The organism is Silvania sp., assembly GCF_051656365.1.
Taxonomy (GTDB): domain Bacteria; phylum Pseudomonadota; class Gammaproteobacteria; order Enterobacterales; family Enterobacteriaceae; genus Enterobacter; species Enterobacter hatchlandensis.
Genome location: NZ_JBOGBT010000088.1, coordinates 81,820 through 105,573, shown reverse-complemented (window position 1 = coordinate 105,573; position 23,754 = coordinate 81,820). Strand labels below are relative to the sequence as shown.

19 protein-coding genes and 1 pseudogene are annotated in these 23,754 nt (G+C 53.6%); 7 read left to right on the top strand and 13 right to left on the bottom strand.

Features of this window, described 5'->3' with window-relative positions:
• Positions 1-541 precede the first annotated feature (541 nt).
• From ACRDD5_RS16960 to ACRDD5_RS16935, 6 genes are all read right to left on the bottom strand, one after another.
• Entirely contained in the window at positions 542-1,444 is a 903-nt protein-coding gene (locus ACRDD5_RS16960) for a hypothetical protein (protein WP_438677430.1), read from the bottom strand.
• A 282-nt stretch (positions 1,445-1,726) separates the two neighbouring features.
• The gene (locus ACRDD5_RS16955) at positions 1,727-3,613 is read right to left on the bottom strand and encodes a hypothetical protein (protein ID WP_438677429.1); all 1,887 of its coding nucleotides are present in this window, start codon (positions 3,611-3,613) and stop codon (positions 1,727-1,729) included.
• Between the two features lie 641 nt (positions 3,614-4,254).
• The gene (locus ACRDD5_RS16950) at positions 4,255-5,754 is read right to left on the bottom strand and encodes an FGGY family carbohydrate kinase (protein ID WP_438677428.1); all 1,500 of its coding nucleotides are present in this window, start codon (positions 5,752-5,754) and stop codon (positions 4,255-4,257) included.
• Positions 5,755-5,769: 15 nt separating this feature from the next.
• Positions 5,770-7,188: an L-fucose/L-arabinose isomerase family protein gene (locus ACRDD5_RS16945; RefSeq protein WP_438677427.1), complete on the bottom strand. Its 1,419-nt coding sequence runs from the start codon at positions 7,186-7,188 to the stop codon at positions 5,770-5,772.
• A 34-nt stretch (positions 7,189-7,222) separates the two neighbouring features.
• A complete protein-coding gene (locus ACRDD5_RS16940; RefSeq protein ID WP_271283475.1) occupies positions 7,223-8,173 on the bottom strand; it encodes a transketolase family protein in 951 nt (316 codons plus the stop codon).
• Positions 8,166-8,996 (bottom strand): transketolase, encoded by an 831-nt coding sequence (locus ACRDD5_RS16935; protein WP_271283476.1) that lies wholly within the window; start codon positions 8,994-8,996, stop codon positions 8,166-8,168. The genes ACRDD5_RS16940 and ACRDD5_RS16935 overlap by 8 nt, the downstream gene beginning before the upstream one ends.
• Positions 8,997-9,313: 317 nt before the next feature.
• Between ACRDD5_RS16935 and ACRDD5_RS16930 the strand changes: the two genes are divergently transcribed.
• The 4 genes from ACRDD5_RS16930 to ACRDD5_RS16915 all read left to right on the top strand — a co-directional run bounded on the left by ACRDD5_RS16930 (position 9,314) and on the right by ACRDD5_RS16915 (position 14,222).
• Positions 9,314-10,264, top strand: coding sequence for a sugar-binding transcriptional regulator (locus tag ACRDD5_RS16930; RefSeq protein ID WP_438677426.1), 951 nt, complete (start codon positions 9,314-9,316; stop codon positions 10,262-10,264).
• 168 nt (positions 10,265-10,432) lie between these two features.
• Positions 10,433-11,818, top strand: coding sequence for an MFS transporter (locus ACRDD5_RS16925; protein ID WP_438677425.1), 1,386 nt, complete (start codon positions 10,433-10,435; stop codon positions 11,816-11,818).
• Positions 11,799-13,136, top strand: coding sequence for an apiosidase-like domain-containing protein (locus ACRDD5_RS16920; protein WP_438677424.1), 1,338 nt, complete (start codon positions 11,799-11,801; stop codon positions 13,134-13,136). The genes ACRDD5_RS16925 and ACRDD5_RS16920 overlap by 20 nt, the downstream gene beginning before the upstream one ends.
• 69 nt (positions 13,137-13,205) lie before the next feature.
• The gene (locus ACRDD5_RS16915; RefSeq protein WP_438677423.1) at positions 13,206-14,222 is read left to right on the top strand and encodes an ROK family protein; all 1,017 of its coding nucleotides are present in this window, start codon (positions 13,206-13,208) and stop codon (positions 14,220-14,222) included.
• 31 nt (positions 14,223-14,253) lie between these two features.
• Here the strand turns inward: ACRDD5_RS16915 and ACRDD5_RS16910 are convergent, their stop codons facing one another.
• From ACRDD5_RS16910 to ACRDD5_RS16885, 6 genes are all read right to left on the bottom strand, one after another.
• Positions 14,254-15,342 (bottom strand): ABC transporter permease, encoded by a 1,089-nt coding sequence (locus ACRDD5_RS16910; RefSeq protein ID WP_271283481.1) that lies wholly within the window; start codon positions 15,340-15,342, stop codon positions 14,254-14,256.
• Between the two features lies 1 nt (position 15,343).
• Entirely contained in the window at positions 15,344-16,870 is a 1,527-nt protein-coding gene (locus ACRDD5_RS16905) for a sugar ABC transporter ATP-binding protein (RefSeq protein WP_438677422.1), read from the bottom strand.
• Positions 16,870-17,478 carry a DUF2291 family protein gene (locus tag ACRDD5_RS16900; RefSeq protein ID WP_271283483.1) on the bottom strand — a complete coding sequence of 203 codons (609 nt, stop codon included), beginning with the start codon at positions 17,476-17,478 and terminating at the stop codon, positions 16,870-16,872. The genes ACRDD5_RS16905 and ACRDD5_RS16900 overlap by 1 nt, the downstream gene beginning before the upstream one ends.
• A gap of 11 nt (positions 17,479-17,489) precedes the next feature.
• On the bottom strand, positions 17,490-18,431 hold the full coding sequence (locus ACRDD5_RS16895) for a D-ribose ABC transporter substrate-binding protein (RefSeq protein WP_271283484.1): 942 nt from the start codon (positions 18,429-18,431) through the stop codon (positions 17,490-17,492).
• Between the two features lie 134 nt (positions 18,432-18,565).
• Positions 18,566-19,210, bottom strand: a complete 645-nt coding sequence (gene entD / locus ACRDD5_RS16890) for an enterobactin synthase subunit EntD (protein ID WP_438677421.1) — start codon at positions 19,208-19,210, stop codon at positions 18,566-18,568.
• 330 nt (positions 19,211-19,540) lie between these two features.
• Entirely contained in the window at positions 19,541-19,972 is a 432-nt protein-coding gene (locus tag ACRDD5_RS16885; RefSeq protein WP_054176804.1) for a DUF6530 family protein, read from the bottom strand.
• 255 nt (positions 19,973-20,227) lie between these two features.
• On the opposite strand from ACRDD5_RS16885, the gene ACRDD5_RS16880 reads away from it, so the two are divergent.
• The 3 genes and pseudogenes from ACRDD5_RS16880 to ACRDD5_RS16870 all read left to right on the top strand — a co-directional run bounded on the left by ACRDD5_RS16880 (position 20,228) and on the right by ACRDD5_RS16870 (position 23,149).
• On the top strand, positions 20,228-21,340 hold the full coding sequence (locus ACRDD5_RS16880; RefSeq protein WP_438677420.1) for an HNH endonuclease: 1,113 nt from the start codon (positions 20,228-20,230) through the stop codon (positions 21,338-21,340).
• Positions 21,341-21,480: 140 nt separating this feature from the next.
• Entirely contained in the window at positions 21,481-21,993 is a 513-nt protein-coding gene (locus tag ACRDD5_RS16875) for a hypothetical protein (RefSeq protein WP_438677419.1), read from the top strand.
• 384 nt (positions 21,994-22,377) lie between these two features.
• Positions 22,378-23,149, top strand: a pseudogene (locus tag ACRDD5_RS16870) (hypothetical protein).
• Between the two features lie 15 nt (positions 23,150-23,164).
• Here ACRDD5_RS16870 and ACRDD5_RS16865 read toward each other — a convergent pair.
• Positions 23,165-23,635, bottom strand: coding sequence for a hypothetical protein (locus ACRDD5_RS16865; RefSeq protein WP_099216957.1), 471 nt, complete (start codon positions 23,633-23,635; stop codon positions 23,165-23,167).
• Positions 23,636-23,754: the final 119 nt, after the last annotated feature.

Genomic DNA, 23,754 nt, shown 5'->3' with positions numbered 1-23,754 from the left:
ACCAGAAAGTGGCAGTGGATAATGGGTCAAATCCGGAAGCGGCCGTGACGTGGGAGGGTTGTTCGTCCAGTTACGCATGAGAGTGTCGCTGGCCCCTTAGAAGGCGTGACGCTTGATGGCAACCTCAACGGTTTGAATGGGTGCCGGTAAAGGCGTCGAACCTGCGATATTAGACTTACTAATTTGAGGGGTATTATTAAATCTATTGCTATCAGCTTTAATATATCTTTATCAAACAGTGTAATAAATATGCTGTTGCGTTTAGGGGGTTATCTGTAGCTATAGGTTTTTGAATAAATATATCCTCCCCTGGGTAAATCCATAACCTATGCGTCGATTAATTGATGTACTGATTTAGAAAAACCTAATATCAGATACAGACGATTAAAATACCGTCAATGACTTCTACTTATCTCAAATACAGGTAATGCTCAACGGGTGCATCGGGGGGAATTTGCCTCTATCTGCGTATGATATGACAGATAAAAACGATATCCCGACCTGCTGCATGACCGTTGAGTTAGCTTGATGCCTTAAGGATTTAGATTCTGAAACTGAAATCCGAGACATTTTGATCGCCGGCCTGAGCAATGGCTTCAGAGAGGGCTTTATACCAAAGTTCAAGCCCGAAGGCGTCAATTTCCTGGAGCCTGTCACGTATCGGCGCGCAGAATAGCTGCACTTTCAGGGCTGCTTTTTCAGGGCTGCCAGCCTCGATGAGCTTATCAATCACCGCCTGTCTGGTATTGTTGGGTGGGAGTTCCCCGGTTATCCCCTTAAACCAGGTTCGCACACTTGCCTTAAGCCTGACATCGGTACGGGCAATATTGTTAGTACCGCAGAGATCAAGCATCGTTGGCAATCTTTTCGACTCCGTGACCACCTCGCGAAGTCTGGTAACCATCTGGGCGAAGATTTCAAAAGAACCTATATCTGATACTTTTGGCGCGGTAGATACACGGTTTGTATTGCCCGGTTTTGTTACCTGGTGTCGAGCAGCGTACACCGGATTTAAGGTTTCCAGTCGGAGATCAAACATCAGTCCGACATGCTGGCGGCGTTGTTCAAGGTCAGGAAAGCCCTCTTTGATCTCTTTTATGAATTCGGCGGCGGTCATGTCATCTAAGCCATGTGTTTTAAGCCACTCACCCGAGACAAATTCACCCGGGGTTTGATACCAGTCAGGTACGGGTTCACTGTAGCGAATAGCGTTGCCATCAGCATCGAACTCGACAAACTCTGCCGCATCATTCAGGGCAAAGCAGCAGTCGGCAAAGACCAGTTTAGGGCCATCAAAAATCATCGCATTGGTGACAAATGTAGCCACCTGCGAAGAGATGACAAACGCATTGTTTTCGTCAGGTTTGCGCAGCACGTGGTTGAGATCGTTCACATCTTTAACGCCAGGATCAAGCTGTGAATGCTCAAAGAAGAAGTGGGTCATTATAGGTGGGTCTCATTGTGTTGTGTGTCAACAGCCTATCATCAATCACTTAAATAAGTCATTAATTCGGGCTGAGACTTAACCTTGATAAGGTGACACTATTTCCCCCCATGTAACACAATGTTGACAGCTAAACCTCTCCCTGTGTAATTGACAGTATGTTGACTGCCTGAATCCGCGTTGAAAACATGTTCAGATCCGACCTGCATTAAAACGAATCTGAACATGTTGTGATTACCGCTGATGAACGGGTCAATCAGGCGGTAACGTTACAATTAATGCTTACCAGTGACCGATACTGCGTGAACCAGACTCAGCAGAGCCGCCGCCAATATGGTTCCCGCCACCCAGCCCATGAGCAGAGTTCGAGTTAGCGGCGTTGTTTGCGCCGTTACCCGTGCCATGTTCACCCGCTGAAGGGTTACGATCGTGATTGTTGCCATTTCGCACGACACCGACAAACACACTGGACATCGGCACAGAGACCTGAGCCAGAGGCTGCATCTTCGCCAGTTCCCCGGCAGTGGTCGTCATGGATACACCATTAACAGTTGCAGTTACCGGCTGGGAGGGTTTCATGCTGGTCACTGCGACATTGATGGTGCTGTTGACAGAGGCGGATACGTTACTCGCGTCAATGTCAGCGACGGCTGTCACTGTACCAGGTTTAGCGGCTGCGATGTTCTGCAGAGTAGTTACGACGCCTGCTGTCTGCACGGGTTGTTGCTGATCAGGCTGAGCAGAGATGTCTGCAGTGGTGGTGCTGTCAACTTGCTGCGGGACATTCACTTGCGTCTGGGTGACGGTTCCGATCGTCTCAGGTTGAGCCTGAGCCTGAGCTGTGCTGATGCTTACCGGGGTAGTGCCGCTGGTGGCCGCGCCGGACTGAATCTGAACGGTGGAGATGTCACTGGTCTGCGGAGCATCAGACTCTACAGCGCCCTGAGCAGAGATGTCTGCAGTGGTGGTGCTGCCAACTTGCTGCGGGACATTCACTTGCGTCTGGGTGACGGTTCCGATCGTCTCAGGTTGAGCCTGAGCCGTGCTGATGCTTACCGGGGTGGTACCGTTGGAAGCCGTACCGGACTGTACCTGCGCGGTAGTTACGCTCTGGGTCTGCACATCATTCGACTGAACTGCGCCCTGAGCAGATAAGCTCTCTGCCGGGGTGCTCGTACGCTGCTGTCGCGCATTAACCTGCATCTGCGTGACGGTTCCGGTCGTCTGAGGTTGAGCCTGAGCCGTACTAATGCTTGCCGGGTTGGTGCCGTTGGAAGCCGTGCCGGACTGAACCTGCGCGCTGGTCACGCTCTGGGTCTGCACAGCATTTGACTGAACTGCGCCCTGAGCAGATAAGCTCTCCGCCGGGGTGCTTGTATTCTGCTGCGGGGCATTAACCTGAGTCTGCGTGACGGTTCCGGTTGTCTGAGGTTGAGCCTGGGCCTGAGCGGTGCTGACACTTGCCGGGGTGGTACCGCTGGAAGCCGAGCCGGACTGAACCTGCGTGCTGGTCACGCTCTGGGTCTGCACGGCATTCGACTGAACTGCGCCCTGTGCTGTCAAATTAGATGCCACACCGGTGCTGGCGTGAGTGGCTGCAGATTGTACCTGAGTATAACCGCCCACCGTTGGCTGTTGGCCTGTTGGGTGACCCAGAGGATTAGACTCTTTAGTCACAGCCGGTTGCATAGTCCAGCCTTTGGGGTCCATCGGGCTGATCTGGCCTGTTGGATGCCCTGTGGGGTTAGATTCTTTGGTAATACCCGGCGCACCAACATCAAGGTGGTCCTGTGTGGTGTGCATGTTTTTAAGGTTTGAGCTGTACGCCTGGTTCTCACGCATGACCTGAGCACTATCAGCAGCATCTTTAGCGGCTTGTCTGGCAACTGCATCCTTAGCGGCTTTTTCAGCCTGTACGTCCGCGACAGTCTGCGCATCTTGCGCTGATTTCAGGTCATTATGGGCCTGATTGCGCTCGTTTGACATGTTCTGTGCAACACTGTTTACCCCATTGGTTGAGCCCTGGGATTGTACGTTATCCCGAATGTTCTCAAGGGTGATGGAACCTGCTATCCGGTTTGCATGTGAGAAATGCTCCTGAGCCTGAGACAGGTCCTGAGCATGCGCAACCATCATCGGTGACAGTATCAAGGCGGCTGTGACAGTCATGATTGCCTGTTTAAAGGGAGATACGCTTGCGGGGGTTTTGAACAAGGGCAGTAGACTGGAGATAGAAGACATAAAGGATTTATGTTCCAGCATGTCATGCGTAGTTCTGTACTTGCCGTTAGTCAGTTTTATGATATTGCTGATAACACGCTTGTATTTCGGTGAAAAAATAGACCACAAACCCTCGGATTGTTGAGTGGTGTTGGCCAGAACTGTCTGTATAGTCACTTTGTTAGTCATCATCATGTGCCTGAGATTGGGTTATTTTTAAACTGCTTTATTGCGGCAATTGTATGACTAATTTATGACTGTTGAAATGACTTTTAATTGAAATAATAAAATATTTTTTAACCGACTGATTTTTAATATTTAATCATGTTGCGGGTGAAATAAAGGGTTACAAACAGACTTTGGTTAGTTAATTGGTAGAGTGTGCTTGTTTTTGCATTCTGGTAAAAGTCAGTGACTGGTAATGGTGTGATTGATGAAGGAAAGGCGACAGAGAGACAAGTGATGCTCCTCGTTCCAGCTGGCAGTTTCTTTGCCAACCCATTGAGCAACAAATGTCCCCCTGTGGGGAGAGAATCCGTCCGTACTCACTGATTGAACCGCGCTGCGGGTGATACGCCAGACGGTTTTTTTTACTTCCGCAACAGGGCAACCGTCTCCTGCCAGGCTTGCCAGCGGGTTTGTAGGCGGGCATGACGCGCCATATCCGGGCTGAAGGTGACATGTTCCGGCAGATACTGGCGCAGCTGCGAGGTGGTCAGGTTAAACAGCGCCTTACGTGCCAGCAGGGCAGCCCCCATCGCCGACAGTTCTGCGACGTCGCTGCGCATCACCGGGCAACCAAGCAGGTCGGCCTGATACTGCATCAGCCAGTCATTTTTCGTCGGTCCGCCGTCGACCATCAGAGCATTGAGGGTAAAGCCCGGATGTACGCGCATGGCCTGTATCACATCGGCAATCTGGTAGGTGATGGACTCCAGCGCCGCGCGGATCAGGTGCGCCCGCTTCACGCCCCGGCTCAGGCCGTGGATCATGCCGCGCGCATTCTCATCCCACCAGGGGGCACCAAGTCCGGTAAGGGCCGGCACAAAATAGACCCCCAGCGTCGAGTCTACCGAACGGGGGAGGGTGTTCAGCTCATGGGCCAGCTCTGCCTGCGATAGCTCGCTGAGCCCGGTGCTGTCCGCCATCCATGCCACGGCATCACCGGTATGCGGAATGTTACCTTCCAGGCCGTACACCAGCGTCTCACCGTCATGCCAGGCCACGGTGGTCGCCAGGGCACTCACGTCGCAGCGGGCAGAGGCAACCGGCGCCATCACCGACGAGCCAGTGCCGTAGGTCGCTTTGACGCACCCTTCGGCACCCAGACCGTGGGCAAACAGCGCGGCGTGAGAGTCACCAATCATCGCCATTACCGGCAGTCCGTCGGGGATCGACGGGCAGCCACGGGTGTAGCCAAACAGGCCGCTGGAGGGTTTGATGGTCGGCAGCGCCGCGCGCGGAATGCCAAACAAAGCCAGCATTTCCGGATCCCAGTCGGCGGTGTGCAGGCTCATCAGTTGCGTGCGGGCCGCGTTGGCATAGTCACAGTAGAAGGCCTCACCCTGCGTAAACTGCCACAGCAGCCAGCTGTCGACGGTGCCAAGGCAGATCTCCCCCGTTGCGGCCAGCTCTGCACCGCTGGGGGTGTTATCCAGCAGCCAGCGCATTTTCGACGCCGAGAACAGCGGGGCGACGGGCAGACCGGTTACCGCTTTAATGTGCGGGCCATTGCCGTTTTCGCGCAGCTGATGGCAAAAGGCCGCCGTGCGCGAGCACTGCCAGCTAAGCGCCGGGGCAATCGGTTTACCCGTTGCCCGGTACCAGCCCACCACGGTTTCACGCTGATTACTGATCGCCAGCGCGGCAACGCGGTCCACGCCAACAGTGGCAATGGCGCGGGCCACGACCTCAAGAGAGGCTTCAACCAGCAGTTGGGCAGATTGTTCAACCCAGCCTTCATGCGGGGTCTGAATCGCCAGCGCCCGCGAGAAGCTGGCCACCACGTGGCCCTTCGCGTCCAGCGCCACCGCTTTCGCATTGGTGGTGCCCTCATCGAGGGCGATGATGATGTCCTTACTCACCGACATAGCGGCCTCCTGCCTTTAGTGGTGGAGATAGGTTGAGACGCCGAGGTAGCGGGTAAACGCCTCGTGCAGGATCTCAGCGCTGGCCGAGTGGTTCATCGCCACGTGGTGCTCAAAGCCGTTGCGACAGATCCAGTTCAGCAGGTTTTCCAGATGTGGCACCTGAATCACCGCCCGGCAGCCGACCGTGTCCAGCGGATCGTCCACCGACTGGCCCTGGCCTACGTAGGCTTTGATCTCGCCAGTAAGATCGTCGGTGCTCAGGCGGAAGTAGGTCAGCGGGCCGCTCTTCAGGCGACCGTGAACGGCGCCGCAGGTGTTCTCTTTCCCGACGGTGGTACCGATGATATCGGCGGTGCCCATATGCGGGGATTCAAGGCTTGAGGCAGCGAAGTTACCGCAGTGGAACAGCACGCACTTGTCGCGATCGTCGCCGAAGTTATTGTTCCAGTCGGCGATGGAGGCCGGATTCATATTGCTGCTCGCCAGTGCGAACATCGACAGCGCGCCCATCACATCCACTTCACAGGCGCTTGGCATCAGCTGGCCGGACATCACGCTCATGATCGAGCAGACGTTAATCCCCAGGTTCTCCTGCAGCGACGTCCAGCACTGGATGGCCGTGGTGTCGATATCATTGGCGACCACCCATTCACTGATGACCACAAACAGCTTCGCCATGGTGACCAGCTTGTCAGCCGGAATGCCGCTGGCGTCGGCGTTATCGATCAGGATGCGGCGTTTTTCGTCCACGCGGATATCGTCATCGCGCAGCGTTTTAATGCGGGTAAAGACTTCGGACAGATCGAGGGTTTCAACGGCAATGCCGAGGCGTTCCAGTAATTTCTCGCTGTAGCGCACGGTATTGAAGCCCGCAGGACGTGCGCCGATGGCACCCACGCGCACGCCGCGCATGCTCGTCACCACGCGACAAACCTGCTCGAAGCGACGTAAATCCTGTTCAAACACGTCGCCGGTGAGGGCGCAGACGTGCTGGGTGGTCAGGGTAAAGGGGATACCGTACTGGCGCAGGTTGTTGCACAGGGAGATCTTGCCGCAGAAGCTGTCGCGGCGGGTGGCCAGCCCCATTTTATCAAGGTTATCTTCTTGTGCCTGCACCAGCACCGGTACGTTCAGGCCCGAGAGACGCAGGGTTTCAGCGATTGCTTTTTCATCTCCAAAGTTAGGCAGCAGGACCACCACGCCATGGATGCGGTCGCGATGGGCGCGAAACAGTTCGGCGCAGGTTTTGGCATCCTGACGGGTTTCAACCCCGCCGAGCTCAGTCTGGCTCGGGTCGAGCATAATGGTGTTGATACCCAGGCGGGCAAACAGGGCAATCGCCTGCTCGCGCGCTTCTGCGACCAGATAGCTTGGGAAAAACCCGCGGTTGCCGATAACTACGCCCATGGTGAGTTGTTGAGGAATTCGGGACATTGCTTTTCTCTCCAGTAAGATGTTGTTTTTATTTTCAGGAAGCTCGTCGCGCCAGCATTTCCCGGGCGTGTTTCACCACCCCGGCGACATCAATTTCGTGGCGTGCCCGCGTTGATGCTCTGTCGGCAGCAATCGCGTATTGTCCATCCATAATCCCCAGACGTTTCAGCGGGATGGCGCACCCGGCCTCGGCCAGCACTTCAGCCACCAGGCTGCCGACACCGCCGTTGACGTTGTGCTCCTCGACGCTAACCACCGCCTTACAGGGCGCAATCGCCGCCAGCAGCTGTTGGGTATCACAGGGACGAATAGATGGAACGTTGATAACAGTAGCGTCAATACCTTCTTGCGCGAGTTGTGCGGCGGCTTCCACTATTTCATGTACGGTGGAGCCCATTGCCACCAGCGCCACGTCATGGCCTGCACGCAGGACATCAATCTTGCCTGGCGCAAAGCGGTAGGTTTCGTCATGCAGTTCCGGCAGGGCTTTACCGTCAAGACGGATATAGACCGGGCCAACGTGGTCGAGGGCGTAGTCAATAATCTGGCGGCACTCGTTTGGGCTCGACGGCGCATAAATCTCGATGTTGCCAAAGCCGCGCATGATGGCGATATCGTCGATGCTGTGGTGGGTACTGGCGAGTGGGCCGTAGCTGGCGCCCGCGTTCAGGCCAAACAGCTTAACGTTGGTGTTGTTGTAGCAAATGTCGACCTTGATCTGCTCGTTGGCGCGCGAGATCAAAAACGGTGCGGCGTTGCAGGTGACGGCAATTTTACCGCCAATTGCCAGCCCGGCGGCGGCACCGACCAGCGTCTGCTCGGCAATCCCGACGTTCACTAACCGGCCAGGGAAGCGCTGCATAAACGGAGAAATTTTAGCCGTGGAGGTCGAATCCGCCACCACCGGCACCAGGTCCACGCCGCGATCGACGGCATCAATAAAGGCATCAACCATCACCGTAGCGAGATGTTCGCTTTTACTCATCTTTCAGTTCCTCCAGCGCCAGTTCAATTTCTTCGCCTTTTGGCACGCGGTGGTGCCATTCAGGACGCCCCTGAATAAACGAGATCCCGGCGCCTTTGGTGGTATGGGCGATCACCACGTGGGGTTTACCGCCAGGCTGCAAGCCTTCCAGGGTGGCAACCACGTCGGCCATGTCGTTACCGTTGCAGGCGGTCACTTCCAGCCCGAACGCTTTCCATTTCTCGTCCAGCGGGTCGGTATTGAGGATCTCTTTGGTTGAGCCCGCCAGCTGCAGGTTGTTTTTGTCGTTGATGATGAACAGGTTATCCAGCTGATAGTGGGCGGCCACCAGCGCGGCTTCCCAGTTGCTGCCTTCTGCCAGTTCGCCATCACCGGTCACCACAAACACCCGGCGCTTACTGTTGCTGCGCTTCGCCGCCAGTGCTATCCCCACCGCCACCGGCAGGCCGTGGCCCAGCGCGCCGGTATTCAGCTCGATACCTGGTGTTTTATGCTTCACCGGATGGCCGGGCAGGTGCGAGTCGGCATGCTGATAGGTGGATAACCATTCGACGGGGATAAACCCGGCCTCGGCCAGCACACAGTAGTACCCGCCAACCGCATGGCCTTTCGACTGAATGTAGATGTCGCGTTCGTCGCTGTCCTTCAGCTGAGGAGAGCAGTTCAGAATGCGGAAGTAGAGCGCGGTAAGCAGTTCGACCTGCGAGAGATCGGCGCCAGTATGGCCGCCTGCCGGGCTTTCGGCATTCAGCACGATGATCCGGCGACGAATCGAGCGCGCTCGGGTTTCAAGCTCCGCGATAGAGAGCGAGAACGGATTCATAACATACCTCCTGAATTTATAATCTGTTGTGAATAATTATTCCAGCCGGGTAAGGCAATCCCCCTTTGCAGGATCTGAAACACCGTAACCGGTGCTACAGCAGGGATCTTATGACCGCTTTGAATATATATTCAATGCTGATTTATTATTCATGATATGTAAGATATGCCTTGCTCCGGGGTTTGTCTACGGTTTGAGCAGGCAAATTTCGAAGAAAGGAGAAAAGGATCACATTTGGCTGGCCGATCGCGATCGCCCTTGCTTGTTAAATATTCAGGGATGAATAAAAATAACGACAGCCGATTGAGGGGAACGTTATGTCTAAGCAGGATGAACAGCGATTACTGGTCAAGATCGCGACACTTTACTACAGCGAGAACAAAAAGCAGTCCGAGATTGCCTCGCTGCTGCATCTCTCCCAGTCCTTTGTGTCGCGGGCGTTAACGCGCTGCCAGAAAGAGGGGCTGGTCAAAATTACCGTCGTCCAACCGACCAACATTTTTGTCTCGCTGGAAAAGGCACTGGAAGAGCAGTACGGCATTCGTCAGGCGATTGTGGTGGACGTGGGCGAAGACCCGACCGGGGCACAGATTAAGCACGCCATCGGCAGCGCGGCGGCGCACTATGTTGAAACCCGTCTGCGCCCGGAAGACCTGGTCGGCATCTCCTCCTGGAGTAGCACCATCCGCTGCATGGTGGATGAGATGCATCCGCAAAATATTCGCGCGGCCGGGGTGATCCAGCTGCTGGGCGGGGTGGGGCCGAACGGTAACGTGCAGGCCACGATCCTGACGCAGCAGCTGGCGGCGCACCTTGGCTGCCCGGCGGGGCTGCTGCCGTCCCAGAGCATTGAACACTCGGTAGAAGAGCGTGCCCGGCTGGTCAGCAGTCCGGACGTGGCGGATGTGGTTGGCAAATTTGCCGAAGTGGACGTGGCGATTGTCGGTATCGGCGAGCTGGAGCCCTCTCAGTTGCTGAAAAACTCCGGTAACTACTACAACGAAGATATGCTCACGCTGCTGGCCGAGCGCGGGGCGGTGGGTGACATCTGCCTGCACTATTACGACGCCAAAGGCGAGCCGGTACTCACGCCAGAAGAGGACCCGGTGATCGGCATGGAACTGGCGCAGATCCGCGCCTGTCCGCAGGTGATTGCTCTCGCGGGTGGAGCAGAAAAGCGGAATGCGATCCTCGGTGCGCTGGAGGGAAAATATATCGATGTCTTGATCACTGATTACCCGACAGCACGTGACCTGCTCAAAGCATAAAGTCTATCCTGTTGAATTATCTTATTTTAAAAAATGCCCGAACCCTCGGGCATTAAATTAATATTGACTAAGTTCACAAATGAAACTTAATGACCTTCACTTTGTTTCCTGTGTTTACTAATGTTGGGTCGCTGTCCCCTACAGTCCACAATCGGAAGGTGAAAAAAAATGAAAAACGCCGCCATAACCCCTGTCAGTTTTCGAGAGAAAGTGTGCTACGGCCTGGGAGATACCTCGGCCAATATCTTTATGGGCATGACGATGATGTTCTTGTCCATTTACTATACCGACGTGTTTAAACTCAGCCCCGCAGCAATGGGAACCTTGTTTCTGATTACGCGGCTGATTGATGCCATCAGCGACCCGATCATTGGTTCGCTCTCGGATCGCACCCGTTCACGCCTGGGCCGCTACCGCCCCTGGCTGCTGTGGTTTGCCATTCCCTATGGCCTGAGCTGCGCGGCCGTCTTCTTCTCGCCGGAACTGGGTGAAACCGGCCGCACGCTGTACGCCTACATCACCTACATTATTCTGGTGTTGAGCTTCAGCCTGGTGGTGGTGCCGTATGTCTCGCTGCTGGGGGCGATTTCCGCCGACAGCGAAGAGCGTATCCAGATTAATGCCATTCGTTTCCCGCTGGCCAAAGTCTCTTATTTAATTTGCTCCCTGTTGGTGCCTGCCTTAATTGCGCTGTTCGATAACGATGTGGTGGGCTATCGCGTGGTGATGTGCGGCATCGGTATTTTGTCTACCGTTTTGGTGCTTATCTGCTATTTCAATACCACCGAGCGCGTGCTGCCCGATAATAACGACGTGCTGAGCCTGAAGCAGCAGGTGAAATATGTCTTTAAAAATGACCAGGCGATGATTGTCTTTGCCGCGCAAACCGTGGTGATGGTGATGAATACCCTCAAATTTGGTGCGGCAGCCTATTTCGTTAAATATGTGCTGAGTATGCCGACCTCATTTTTAAGTCTCTTGCTTACCGCCGGTTCAATTGCCGGGATCCTCGCCCCTTTATTAACCGGTTATTTTCTGAAAAAGGGCTGGGTTAAACGGATCCCGCTGCTGGTGGGGAGCCAGATCGTCGGCGGTATGATCACCCTCGCCATCGGCCTGACGCCGGTTAGCGCTATCTGGTTCCATGCGCTGCTGTTTGTGCTGGCGACGCTGGCCGTAGAACTTATCGCGGTGATTATCTGGGCCACGGTTGCCGACGTTGCCGATTACGGTTTCCACCGTTTCGGGGTACGTATTAACGGCATGATTGGCGGCGGGATGTTATTTGCCACCAAGGCCGGGATGGCGATTGGCGGCGCGATTATTGGTTATGTGCTGGCCTGGTTTGGCTATAACCCCGACACCATGAGCAGCGCCTCTGAAAATCAATTATCCGCGTTTATGCTGCTTTATGCCTGGCTGCCCGCGGTCTGCATGTTTATGGCCGCCGCATTATTCTCTCGCTACAAACTCGATGAAAAGGCGTGCCAGACCTTTATTCAGGACAGTGAACATTCAACATCAGGAGTGGGTTATGAAAAAGCTGCACATTGAGGGACGAAGCTTTTATGACGGTGACAGCCAGCCTTTTTTCTGGACGGCATGCACCGCATGGGAACTGTTCCATAAATTAACCCTCCCGGAGGCGGAGCGCTATTTACGTAATCGTGCGGAAAAAGGGTTTAACGTGGTGCAGGCGGTGGCGGTATGCGAGCTGGACGGGCTGCACACCCCAACCTATGAAGGCGGGCATCTGCCGTTTAGCGACCTGACAACGCTTAAGCCCAATGAGGCCTACTTCGACCATCTGCGCGCCGTCACGGTGTTGGCTAACCAGCTCGGCATCACCCTGGCGCTGGTGCCGATGTGGGGTTCGCACTGGAGCGTCAATAACAGCTGGGGGCAGGATAAAGCCCCGCTGTTTAATCGACATAACGTCGCAACCTTCTGCCGTTATCTGAGCGATAAACTGGAAGGCACCGGCATTATCTGGATGATTGGCGGCGACAGGGCGATAGCCGGTGATGACCAACGCCAGCTGCTGGAGGAGATGGCAAGCGGTCTGCGGTCGGGCAGCAGCGGAGATGCGCCAATCACCGTTCACAGCCAGGGGGGGCGCAGCACGCTGGATATGACAGGCGATCGTCCGTGGCACGATTTTGTGGTCTGGCAAACCGGGCATATGGGCCAGGCTTATCCGTCATGGCGGCCCATTGAGATGGATTATCAGCGCCAGCAAAAGCCGGTACTCGACAGCGAGCCATGCTACGAAGCCCACCCGGTGATGTGCCAGCACCAGTTCAAACGTTCGCAGGATGCCAGCCGCTTTACCGACCGCGAAGTGCGTCGCACCAGCTACTGGTCCGTGTTTGCCGGTGGGGCGGGCATTACCTATGGTTGCTACAGCCTGTGGCAGATGCGCCGCCCGGAAGATGACGCTGTCGCCATCCCGGAAAGTGCTGCCAGTACCTATCAGGGGGATACCATCCCTTACTGGTTCGAGGTGCTCAATTACCCTGGGGCGTTCAATATTGGCACTCTGCGCCGGTTTATCGAATCCCTGCCGCGCTGGTGGCAACGTGAGCCGGATCAAGCCTTGCTGCTGAACGCCAACCCCACCGACCACAAGCACTGTCGCGCCATGCGTGATAGCCAGCGGGGCTGGATTGCGGTTTACATCCCCGAGCAACAAAACGTGGTGGTCGATGTGCGGGATTTTGCCGACAGTGGCTTTACCATCAGCTGGTTCGATCCCCGCTACGGGGTGATGAACCGGGTTAGCAGCGATATCTCGGAGACCTTTTTCCTCAGTATCGATCCTCCTGATACCGGGACGGACTGGGTGCTGGTGTTAAGCAAAAAAGAGAACTGAAGTTGCCGTGCTCCATGATGTTATGATAGCGGCGCGATGAGGCATTGACGCGCACAGAGGCTTAACGTCATGGATTATAAAAAGCAGATCCTCAATATCCTGCACAGTGAAAACGAGTCGCGGGCGGAAATGACCCGCCGACTCGGCGTCACCAAAGCATACATTACTAAACTCACCTCCCATCTTCTGGCAGAGCGCCTGATCGAGGAGCGGGAGGTGAAAGACGTCACCTTTGGCCGTCCGCAGCAGATGCTGGCGGTTAAAAGCTACGCCTGGTACAGCGTCAACATCATGCTGCGCAGAGGCAATGTGCAGGCCAGCCTCAACGACTACAACACCCAACTCCCGCCCCTGACCACCCACACCCGCATGTTGCCAGAGGTGATGACCCCGGCTGGGTTAACCGCTGAACTGGTGGCGTGCGTGAAAGCCCTGTGCGAATCGTCGCAGCTGCCGATGTCCAGAATCAAGGTTGTGAGCGTGGCACTGCAGGGGGGCATTGAACATTTCACCGGCGTTGTGCGCTATTGCCCGCTGTTTGTTGATAACAACGTCAATCTCAGGGCATTAGTGGAGGAGAGCACCGGCATCCCGACCCGGGTATATAACATTGCCCACTGCACCACCTATCTGCTGGCGAAGCTTTCTCCGGGTATGTCCTGGGTGGCGTTTATGCCCGGCTTTGGCAGCCTGGGCTATGGCTATTGCATGAATGGCCAGACCGGGCTTGGGGAAAACGGCTTCTACCCGGAAATCGTGCATCTGCCGTGGGAAGGGGGGATTGAGCAGGCGTTTAACGTCGATGAAAATCGCCAGCAGGAGACGCTGCTCACCACCGCCAAAGCGCTTTATTTCGCGATTTGCTGCACCGCGCCGGTACATAATATCAAAACCGTTATTGTCACCGGGGAGCTGTTCGAAGATTACGGTGATGCCATTTTGCCGTTGGCGCAGAGTATGCTGGACAACTCTTCGGATCGGCACATCAGTGAGATTCGCATCCGTCACTATAAGACGGGCTATCACTATGGGGTGAAGGGGCTGGTTCAGCTCAGTGCCGACAGCATTACCGATCTACTGGTGTAACGGCGGGGCAGTGCCCCGCCGCACAGAGTCGCTATTTGCCCTCCATTACCGCCTTTTGCGCGACCACCGCCGCTTTCTGCTGCATCCGGTTTTGCATCTGGTCAATGATCACCGCCACGATAATCACCAGCCCTTTGATCACCATCTGCCAGAACTCGCTGACCCCCATCATCACCAGTCCGTCGGCCAAAAAGCCAATCACAAAAGCGCCAATCAGGGTGCCAAGAATGGTGCCACGCCCGCCGGCCAGCGACGTTCCGCCCAGTACCACCGCGGCGATGGCGTTCATCTCAAAGGCGGTACCGTTGGCCGGATGGCTCGCCAGCAACTGGGCGGAGACCACAATCCCGGCGATGGCGGCACAGAAACCCGACAGGGTGTAGACCAGGATTTTCACCCGTTTGACCCGCACCCCGGAAAGCTCCGCCGCGCGTTCGTTATCGCCGATGGCGTACACGTGGCGGCCAAACGGCAGGCGGCGGGCGATATAGGCGATCACCAGCGCCAGCACAATCATCATCCAGATGGCCCACGGAATGCCGAGCAGCGTTCCCGCGCCTATTTCATCAAAACCGGTATTGCCCAACTGCGGATTGCCGGACAACCCCGGGAAGGTCTGCCCGTCGGAGGTCAGCATCGCGGCACCGCGCAGCACGTACATGGTGCCGAGGGTGCAGATAAACGGCGCGACGTTATAGCGGGTGATGATCCAGCCGTTTATCGAGCCGATAAAGGCGCCAATCAGTAGCACGATGGGCACAATGACCCACACGCTTGGGAAGATGGCGATGCCAAACATCGGCAGCACAATGCCTTTGGTGATCATCCACCCGGCGATCATCCCGCACAGCCCAAGCGTAGCGCCAATCGACAGGTCGATTCCGGCGGTGATGATCACAAAGGTAATCCCCAGTGCCAGGAAGGCGTTGATGGCGATGTGTTTAATCATAATCACCAGGCTACCCGGGGAGAGAAAACCGGGCACGGTCATGGTGAAAAAGCCGACGATTAAAAACAGCGCAATGAAGGTGCGCATCTTCAGCAACAGCAGGAGTAATTTTTCCCGGGAAGGCGCGGCCCCTTTTTGCGGCATCAGCGCGACAGATTGTGTTGTTTTCATATCAGAACCCCTGAGCACTTGCGGTTACCAGTGCCGATTCTTCGGCCCGATCGCGAACAATATCGGCGGTGAGTTTGCCGCCGGACATCACCAGAATGCGGTCAGATACCGCCATAATCTCTTTCAAATCTGAGGTGGAGAACACCACCGCAATCCCCTCCTGCGACAGCTGCACCATCATGCGAAACACGTCCGCTTTGGCACCCACGTCGATGCCGCGCGTCGGTTCATCCAGAAACAGCACCTTCGGGTTGGTCAGCAGCGAGCGGCCAATCACCACTTTTTGCTGATTACCGCCGCTGAGGGCCTGGATCTCCACCTCCGGGGCCGAGACCTTGATCGACAGGTTGCCGATAGTGCTGGCGACAACTTCCTGCTCGGCTTTTTGCTCGATGGCAAAGCCACGCTGCAGACGCCGCCACAGGCTGGCGATGGTCAGGTTGCTGGCGACCGACGAGCCCGGGAAAATCCCGGTGCGTTTACGGTCTTCCGGCACCAGGCTCATCCCCATGCGGATGCGCTCGGCGGTGGTCAGCCGCTGCGGCACCGGCTTGCTGTCGAGCCACAGCTTGCCCAGATAGTTGCGTTCGGTGCCGAGCATGCACTCGAACAGCTCGGTACGCCCGGCGCCCATCAGGCCGTAGATCCCGACAATCTCTCCGGCATTCACCTGGAAGCTGACGTCGTTAACCACCGTATTGCCGGCCCCGTTGACGCAGGTAATGTGTTCCGCCTCCAGCACCGGGGCACCGAAGGTGCGGCCGGGCTCGAGGAAGTTACTCACCGGGTCGCTGCCGAGCATCTCGCGCACAATCCACGGCACGTCGATGTCCTGCACCTTCGCCTCGGCCTGGAATTTGCCGTCGCGCAGAATGGTGATCACATCGCCTATCGCCATCAGCTCTTCCAGCCGGTGGGAGATATAGATAATGGAGACGCCCTGGCGGGTCAGCTCGCGGATCACCCGAAACAGAATATCGACTTCGGTTTTGCTCAGCGCCGAGGTGGGCTCGTCGAGGATCAGGATGTCTGCGTCCTCGGCCAGCGCTTTGGCGATCTCGATCAGCTGCTGCTGACCGACTTTCAGATTGCCGACCAGCTCGCGCGGGGAGATAGGCTGATCGAGGCGTTTCAGCAGCTCCGCTGCGCGGCTCTCCTGCTCGGCCTCGTTAATCGGCATCACCCCTTTTTGCAGCTCGCGGCCAAGGAAGATGTTCTCCGCCACGCTGAGATTTTCAAACAGGTTCAGCTCCTGGTGCACCATGCCAATCCCGTGCGCGGCGGCATCGCGGGTGTTGGCGATCTTCACCTGCTTGCCGTTCAGCCACATCTCGCCGAGACTTGGCTGCTGTACCCCGGCGAGGATTTTCATCAGCGTTGATTTTCCGGCGCCGTTCTCGCCGATAATCACGTTCACTTTGCCGCGCCAGACGCGGTAATCGACCTTGTCCAGCGCCACGGTGCCGGGGAACAGCATCGAGATGCCGTGGGTGCTGAGGATAATGTCCTCTGCCGGGTTGTCGCTCATCACGGCGTCTCCTGTTTCAGTTCCAGCGCCGTCGCCTCGCTCGCTTTCCCGGCTGTCAGGGTGGTGGCGAACAGGACGGTGGCATTTTTCCCGCTCCAGCTGTCATCGATCTTCGGCAGATGCTTCACCGCCTCGCGATTTAACGCGCGGGAGAGTTGGGCATACTGCACCTGGTTGGTAAATTCATCGAAGCGGAATCCGGCGGCATCGCGGATGGCGTTGCCGCGCATCACCGACCCGGCCTGGATGGCCAGTGGCTGACCGTTTACCGTCATCACCAGCTTCTGTTCACGTTCGCTGCTGGCATCCACGCGCTCGACCTTACCGGTCAGCCGGACGAAGACGCTCTGCGGTTTCTCAGAGGGCGTGTTCAGCTGGGTGGAGAGCGCGCTGGCGTCCAGCGCATGATTTTTGGCGGCATCAAGGATCCGGGGCTGCCAGGTTTGTTGCGCGATCTGCTCGGGGGTCTGGTTGTCAAAGCTGGCTTTGGCATTGGGATCGGCAGGCATTATCGGCTTGCCGTTCTCATCCAGGTCCACCACCGTGCAGGCCGTCAGCAACAGGGCAGCTGCGCCTGTCAGCGCAGCGCCCCATTGTGTTAAACGCATACTGCCTCCGCTTATTTGCTGAGGTTAAACAGATTCAACTTGCTGGCGTTGGTCTCATCAATCAGCACGCAGTCCATCAGCTGTTTCTCATCTTTTTGCGCTTTGCCGTTTTTCAGGTAGTAATCTGCCTGCTCAACGGCCATCTGCGCCTGCTGCCAGCCCGGCTGCAGAACGGTGGCTTTGATGTTGCCTTTCTTCAGGATCGAGTCGCGGGTGTAGTCGCTGCCGTCAAAGCCGACCACAATCACGTTGTTTTTCCCGGCGGCTTTCAGCGCCGCTTCGGCACCCAGCGCCATGGTGTCGTTACCGGAGATCACGCCCACGATATCGGGGTTGGTTTGCAGGATGGCTTCCATACGGGTGAAGGCTTCAGTCTGGCTCCAGTTGGCGGTTTGCTGCGCCACCATCTTCATGTCCGGATAATCATCAATAACGTCGTGGTAGCCCTGCGAACGCACGCCAGCGTTGGTGTCCGACGGACGGCCCAGCAGCTCAACGTATTTCCCTTTGCCGTCCAGCAGCTTGACGAACTTCTCGGCACCGAGCTGCGCGCCCTGATAGTTGTTCGACACAATCTGCGCCACGGCGACGCCGGTTTTGTTGATTTCACGATCGATCAGGAAGGCAGGGACGCCCGCCGCTTTGGCCTTTTCCAGCGGACCGACGGTGGCATCTGCCCCGGCGTTATCGAGGATAATCGCTTTCGCTTTACGGGCGATGGCGGTTTCAATCAGCTGGTTTTGTTTGTTCACGTCATCGTCGTGCGAGGCGACAAGCGTGGTGTAACCCAGCTCTTTCGCCTTCGCCGCCGCGCCGTCGGCTTCAGCCTTGAAGAACGGGTTGTCGTGAGAAGGGGTAATAATCGCAATGAGTCCGTTATCGGCGGCAAACAGGGAGCCGGAAGCGGCGATCATTGAGGCCAGTAAAGCGGATTTTACAAAGGTCTTGTTCATTCTTTTTCTCCACATTGAATATTTATTCAATAATGATTTATTATTCAATGTAACGATAAGTCTGCCTGATTAAACTGTCTACGGTTTAGGCAGCTAATTTCTTAAAAGGAGAAAACGATCACGATCCTGAGCGGTTATTCATCACAAATCAGGGTCACCACCATCGCGTCAAGGCGACACCAGTGCAGGGTAAATGGCTGATTTTGTGCAAAGGGCGGGAGAGGGCGGGTCAGGGTGAGGGTCAAGGTGTCGGCATTCAGCGCGGTGATGCGTGCGCTGTCAAAGCCCATCCACGCCTGCACCTGTGGGAACAGCGCCTTAAAAAGACTCTCTTTGGCGCTAAAGGTGAGAGTAAAGGCCAGATCGAAAGGCAGACCGCTTTGAGCCAGCAGCTGCGCTTCCTGCGGATTAATTACGCCGTCCTGAATTTCACGCGATTCTTTTTCGTCAATGATCGCTTCGCAATCGATGCCTGCCAGCCCATTTTGGCGACATATCGCCACGGCCTGCGTGCCGCTATGGGAAATACTGCCGGTGATGCCTGTCGGCCACAGCGGTTCCCCATTGTTGCCAATGCCAGGAACGGTCTGCCCGTTCAGAGCATGAAAGGCGGCGATGCGCCCGGCCAGGTGATCGGCTTTGCGCTTGCGCCCGGCGTCTGCCAACTGATGATAGTGCGGGAGCCAAAGCAGATCGGCGTCGTTGAAGGTCGAGGGATCGAAGGTGATGCGGTGAACAGTCTTTCCGGCGAGAAGAAAGGTGACGTGAGTGGTGTGCATGGGCTTCTCGTAACGGACAAAAGGGGAGAGCTATGTTAGCAATGCCTGCCGGGCTGATACAGGGTATTTCATCGTTTAAAACCTCCCGACGCTGGATACAACGTTCAGGAGCCAGGGTTCAGTACAGCCGCGGTGGACGCAACCACAGAGATTAAGGCCGCGTTTACTGAGGCCGGTACGTCAATCGGTGCGAATTGAGTCTGTCTGCTTTGTGCCAGAAGCGGAAGTTGTTGCATGGGAGATATGTCATTAACAGGGAACAGGTCAGGGATACTATGGAACGTATCATTAAGAAGGCCGCTCAAGCGGCCTAATACTCAATAAAATGAGTTAGTACCCGAGTCTTTTAAGTTCTAACGACAGTCGCTTGAGGCTTTGATCAAGACTCTCATGATTTTCTTTCAGCTCCTTTTTCATTAACCCAATGTGATGAGTTAGATCAGCGTTATCTGCTGAGCGGGTTACAGGAAAGTCATCACTCGAAGACAATCTGCCATTTTTGCTGTAGTCCATTGTGATGCAGATAAGTGTTGCCAGGTCGATAACCCGGTGAAGGGGGAGTTCTTCAGACTGACGTGACCATTTTTCTCCAGTGTTCCGCCAGACTTTGGCTGAAAGCTCTGTCCAGCCTGGACCGTTCCACTGAGCAATACCAACGGATAGGCCCATGGCATCAGTATCATCAGCATATGGGCCATCAATGCGGTCATAGTTTTCAACCTGAATAATAGGTTTGTGTTTTAAATGCGCCGGGATTTTCATGTAAATCTCATTCTATGATTAGGTGATTAATAAAATATATAAATTATTTAATTAGTAAATTTAGTAAATGAAACAATTTATGTATTTTATTTTTTATCAAAAAGATAGTTATAATTCCTGTCAAGATTGAGGCCGAAGCAACTTGTGAGTTACTTTGGCCTGAACAGGACGCTCAGAATATTTATGATGACTTAGGACGGTAGGCGCAACGTCAGCTCCTCGCTCATAACCGCCTGATGCTATGCGGGGGATTTAGTGTCAGAATTGGATAATGCTATTCTCATGATATGTTCGTTGACGGAGAATACTTTGAACCAGAGCAAAGATGGATACCCACAGGGCCCGTTAGTACGAGCTGTGTGGGACTGCTGTGATGAGCTTTATCAGAAACTAGGTCGAGCACCCTCGCGACAGGAATTCAATGATGAAATTGGCAAACGCGAACCTCATCGCATAGGTATTAGCACCCATTCCCGCCAGTGGGGAGAGTGGATGCGTCATCATAATTTATCAACGTATGTTGTTGATGTTCCAGGTATAATTCCTGAAGAAATGCATTATCCGCAATATCTCCGCGTATGGTATGCCGTGACACAACTAAATTCCGCTTCTGCTAAAAATATTGTTCAGTGGATCCGTAACAGCAACGCCCCCCTGAAAGAGAGCGAGATTCGTATCCAACTGGATGCATTAACCGTTAATAGCAATTCCCGATATCGATATCTTGGTAGCCGAAAAAGCGCCCGAACTGACTTGGGTAGCCCATACGACTTGTTATTTCGTAGCGGAAACCTACGAAATACACGGTATGAACAGTATGTGCAGGAGCTGCATGGCATATGGGACATTGGCGATGATAGTAGGACGCCAATTCAGATTGCCGCCCCAAGGCCAGGCGATCGGATGGTAGTTGAAGCGAGAGATGAATTATTCAATGAATTGCCTGACGATGAAGGTGACTTTCGCCTCAAAGCACTACGTGAGGTCATTATTCGAGAAGGGCAACCAGTATTTAGACGAAAGCTCATTGAAGCTTATGAGGGTAAATGCGCAGTAACGGGCTGTTCAATCCAAGTGTTGCTTGAAGCTGCACATATCACCCCCTACGCAGGAGCTTGGCATACCCGTGCTCAGCATGGCCTGTTACTGAAAACAGATATCCATACTCTATTTGACCGTGGTTTGCTCTGGATTGATACCGAGTTGAAAATAAGGATATCAGAACAGTTGGCCGGGACAGAATATGCAGAGTTAGATGGCCGATATCTCAGGTTACCTAAAGATAAGCAAAACTGGCCGTTAACAACTCATCTGATAAATCATCGGCAATATTGGATTGAAAATCGTAATGATGTTGAAGGTGCTTAACGCTACTACTGTCTGCATCTCGCTCATAGCGGATCTTCAACTCAGTTGGTTCGTCCGCTCCGTGCCAGGAGCAGAAGTTGCTAACATCATGCTATGTTAGTGCACAGAATGAAGATAATTTGATTAGGCAAGGTCACACCATGGATACTTCTGAACACTGTAAAGAGGTCTACGCATACTTTGGTCTTGCGATGTATAGAGCACAATGTGTAGAGCAGTCGATAGTTCAACTTCTCATTTTCTTCGATTTTTTTACAAAAAATGTGCCCACATTTACTACCCGCGATAAATGGGAAGTAGAGTTTGACAAGTTTGATAAGGTATTGTCTGAGAAAACAATGGGGCAGCTTTTAGGCCTGATTAGAAAACTTGAACTTCTTGATAGTAATATTGAAGTTATGCTTTCAACAACCTTAAAAAAAAGAAACTGGCTAGCGCACTCTTTTTTTGTCGACCATGCAGTAGATTTCATTAATAAAAATGGACGAGATCAAATGATTAAGGAGCTTAATGATTTAATCGAATTATTTAATTCTGTTGAAGATATCCTCTATCCTATAGCACGTAACGCTGCACTAAAATACGGTTTAACCGATGAGTTATTGGACAAAATTCAAAGCGAACTGTGTAAATATAAAACGAGTGATTATTAGGTGAGTTTAATGTCGAGAGTTTGGACGAGTTGTTTATTAGGCATTATAACTTCCGCTGTTCGCTCAAAGCTGCAAGTCAGAAACTTTGAACTCCGAAGGTGTATCGGTAGCAGTTCTGCATGTCTGAGCTGAATACGCTGTACGTCCAGGAAGAGCTAATCTTGAGTAAACGGGAAGGTTTGCCAGCAGTTCAGCCACCGCAGCGGCGTCTCGATGGCGGATTGTGTCAGCAGTAATTCAGATGGTCGTGCAGCTGCTGGTGACGGAATGCCTGCAGTGGACAGAAAGTGCTGTACGTCCAATCCGGGCGGGAATTATGATAAATGCGTACTTTAACGATGCGACCGGCAACAGCTTAAGGCTGTCATATGATGAAGGATGTGCATGGAACTGGAAACTGAATTTCGCTACCCCAATGCTATCGATTTCTTCGGCACGACCCTTTTTCATCTTTGTCATTTCACAACATTAGACCTTCATAATTACGCTGCATATAATAAATACTCAGAAAATAATATTGAACAAAGCAATGATATGCTTTGTGATGAAATAAACAAACGACTGAAAAAAACAGTGAAGAGTATCATGAGGATATTGTTGATAGTTACAGTCAGGCGATTCAGGAGTTTGGTGATATTTACCCCCTATACATCGCAAGGCAATGGTGATAACGCTGTACAACTTCTTCGAGCATCAGATTAAAACGTTATGCGCCGAAATAAACATGCTGCTTCCGCAGGATATGAGTGCTAAGTATAAATTCAATGATGTAAGCATTAAAAAGTATCGTCAATTTTTGAGGCGTGAAGCCTGTTTTGATATGAATCAGGGAAATTTATTGTGGAAACGATGGGAGGATATGCTGAAAGTGGAACAAATCAGGCATGTTCTGGTTCACTCCGAAGGTGAGATTGAGAAACACAGGGCAGAGCGGCTAGCTGATATAGAAAACTACTGTAAGCAAAAAAAAAGTATTAGGTTGATCCGACACCGTATCGTCATTGATGGGGGCTATGTGGCAGAGCTTATTGCTGAGCTTACCTCACTGTTTGACCTACTGGACAGGCAGGTGAACGTCTTCATCCGTCGATATGAGAGCGAGCATGGCCGTTACGACGTTCCGCTCCCGATAGGAGCATCACGAACGCCGCTGTGATTGGCTGTGAAGGTATTACTGCGCTTCTGGTTCGAGCCACGCAGTAATATCATTTGCTTCATTGATGTAATCAAATAGCACTATGAGTTGTTCTAATTCATATGCGGCTCTGAACAAATCACCCATGAACATATGCTGCAATCCTGTCTGCTGAAGAATATGTTGTGTGAGAGCAAAGTCTGCCAAGAAATCATGCGCCATATTGTTGCGCTTTTCGACGAATATTTTTAATAAATGAATGTAATCAGAACGTAAATTATTGTCTTCTAATGCAGCACGTGTGCGACCCAGGGTGTATTTTTCCAGTTTATCAGAGGTAATAGTAACGCCTGGCATTGATAAAAGCACTTTCTTTAGACCAAATTCAAGCAATTGCGCTTTGCCCATAAAGATGCCGTAGGCTTCTAGAAATTCCTTTTCTTTATAGATTTCCAATCCATTCTGAACCAAAGCAATAATATCTTCTTTTGTGAGTAATTCAGCCATATACACATACCTATGTAAATGAGGGAAGGAAAACCATATTATAGGTTTAGATCCTGCTCTTCCAGCAGTTCTGCGGCTCTACTGGTGCATCGATGGTGGGTGACACCAACAACTTTGCA

Coding starts and splice junctions, on each gene's coding strand:
- ACRDD5_RS16960 (WP_438677430.1), bottom strand. CDS start 1,444: ATGACCCACTTCTTCTTTGAGCATTCACAGCTTGATCCTGGCGTTAAA.
- ACRDD5_RS16955 (WP_438677429.1), bottom strand. CDS start 3,613: ATGACTGTCACAGCCGCCTTGATACTGTCACCGATGATGGTTGCGCAT.
- ACRDD5_RS16950 (WP_438677428.1), bottom strand. CDS start 5,754: ATGTCGGTGAGTAAGGACATCATCATCGCCCTCGATGAGGGCACCACC.
- ACRDD5_RS16945 (WP_438677427.1), bottom strand. CDS start 7,188: ATGTCCCGAATTCCTCAACAACTCACCATGGGCGTAGTTATCGGCAAC.
- ACRDD5_RS16940 (WP_271283475.1), bottom strand. CDS start 8,173: ATGAGTAAAAGCGAACATCTCGCTACGGTGATGGTTGATGCCTTTATT.
- ACRDD5_RS16935 (WP_271283476.1), bottom strand. CDS start 8,996: ATGAATCCGTTCTCGCTCTCTATCGCGGAGCTTGAAACCCGAGCGCGC.
- ACRDD5_RS16930 (WP_438677426.1), top strand. CDS start 9,314: ATGTCTAAGCAGGATGAACAGCGATTACTGGTCAAGATCGCGACACTT.
- ACRDD5_RS16925 (WP_438677425.1), top strand. CDS start 10,433: ATGAAAAACGCCGCCATAACCCCTGTCAGTTTTCGAGAGAAAGTGTGC.
- ACRDD5_RS16920 (WP_438677424.1), top strand. CDS start 11,799: ATGAAAAAGCTGCACATTGAGGGACGAAGCTTTTATGACGGTGACAGC.
- ACRDD5_RS16915 (WP_438677423.1), top strand. CDS start 13,206: ATGGATTATAAAAAGCAGATCCTCAATATCCTGCACAGTGAAAACGAG.
- ACRDD5_RS16910 (WP_271283481.1), bottom strand. CDS start 15,342: ATGAAAACAACACAATCTGTCGCGCTGATGCCGCAAAAAGGGGCCGCG.
- ACRDD5_RS16905 (WP_438677422.1), bottom strand. CDS start 16,870: ATGAGCGACAACCCGGCAGAGGACATTATCCTCAGCACCCACGGCATC.
- ACRDD5_RS16900 (WP_271283483.1), bottom strand. CDS start 17,478: ATGCGTTTAACACAATGGGGCGCTGCGCTGACAGGCGCAGCTGCCCTG.
- ACRDD5_RS16895 (WP_271283484.1), bottom strand. CDS start 18,431: ATGAACAAGACCTTTGTAAAATCCGCTTTACTGGCCTCAATGATCGCC.
- entD (WP_438677421.1), bottom strand. CDS start 19,210: ATGCACACCACTCACGTCACCTTTCTTCTCGCCGGAAAGACTGTTCAC.
- ACRDD5_RS16885 (WP_054176804.1), bottom strand. CDS start 19,972: ATGAAAATCCCGGCGCATTTAAAACACAAACCTATTATTCAGGTTGAA.
- ACRDD5_RS16875 (WP_438677419.1), top strand. CDS start 21,481: ATGGATACTTCTGAACACTGTAAAGAGGTCTACGCATACTTTGGTCTT.
- ACRDD5_RS16865 (WP_099216957.1), bottom strand. CDS start 23,635: ATGGCTGAATTACTCACAAAAGAAGATATTATTGCTTTGGTTCAGAAT.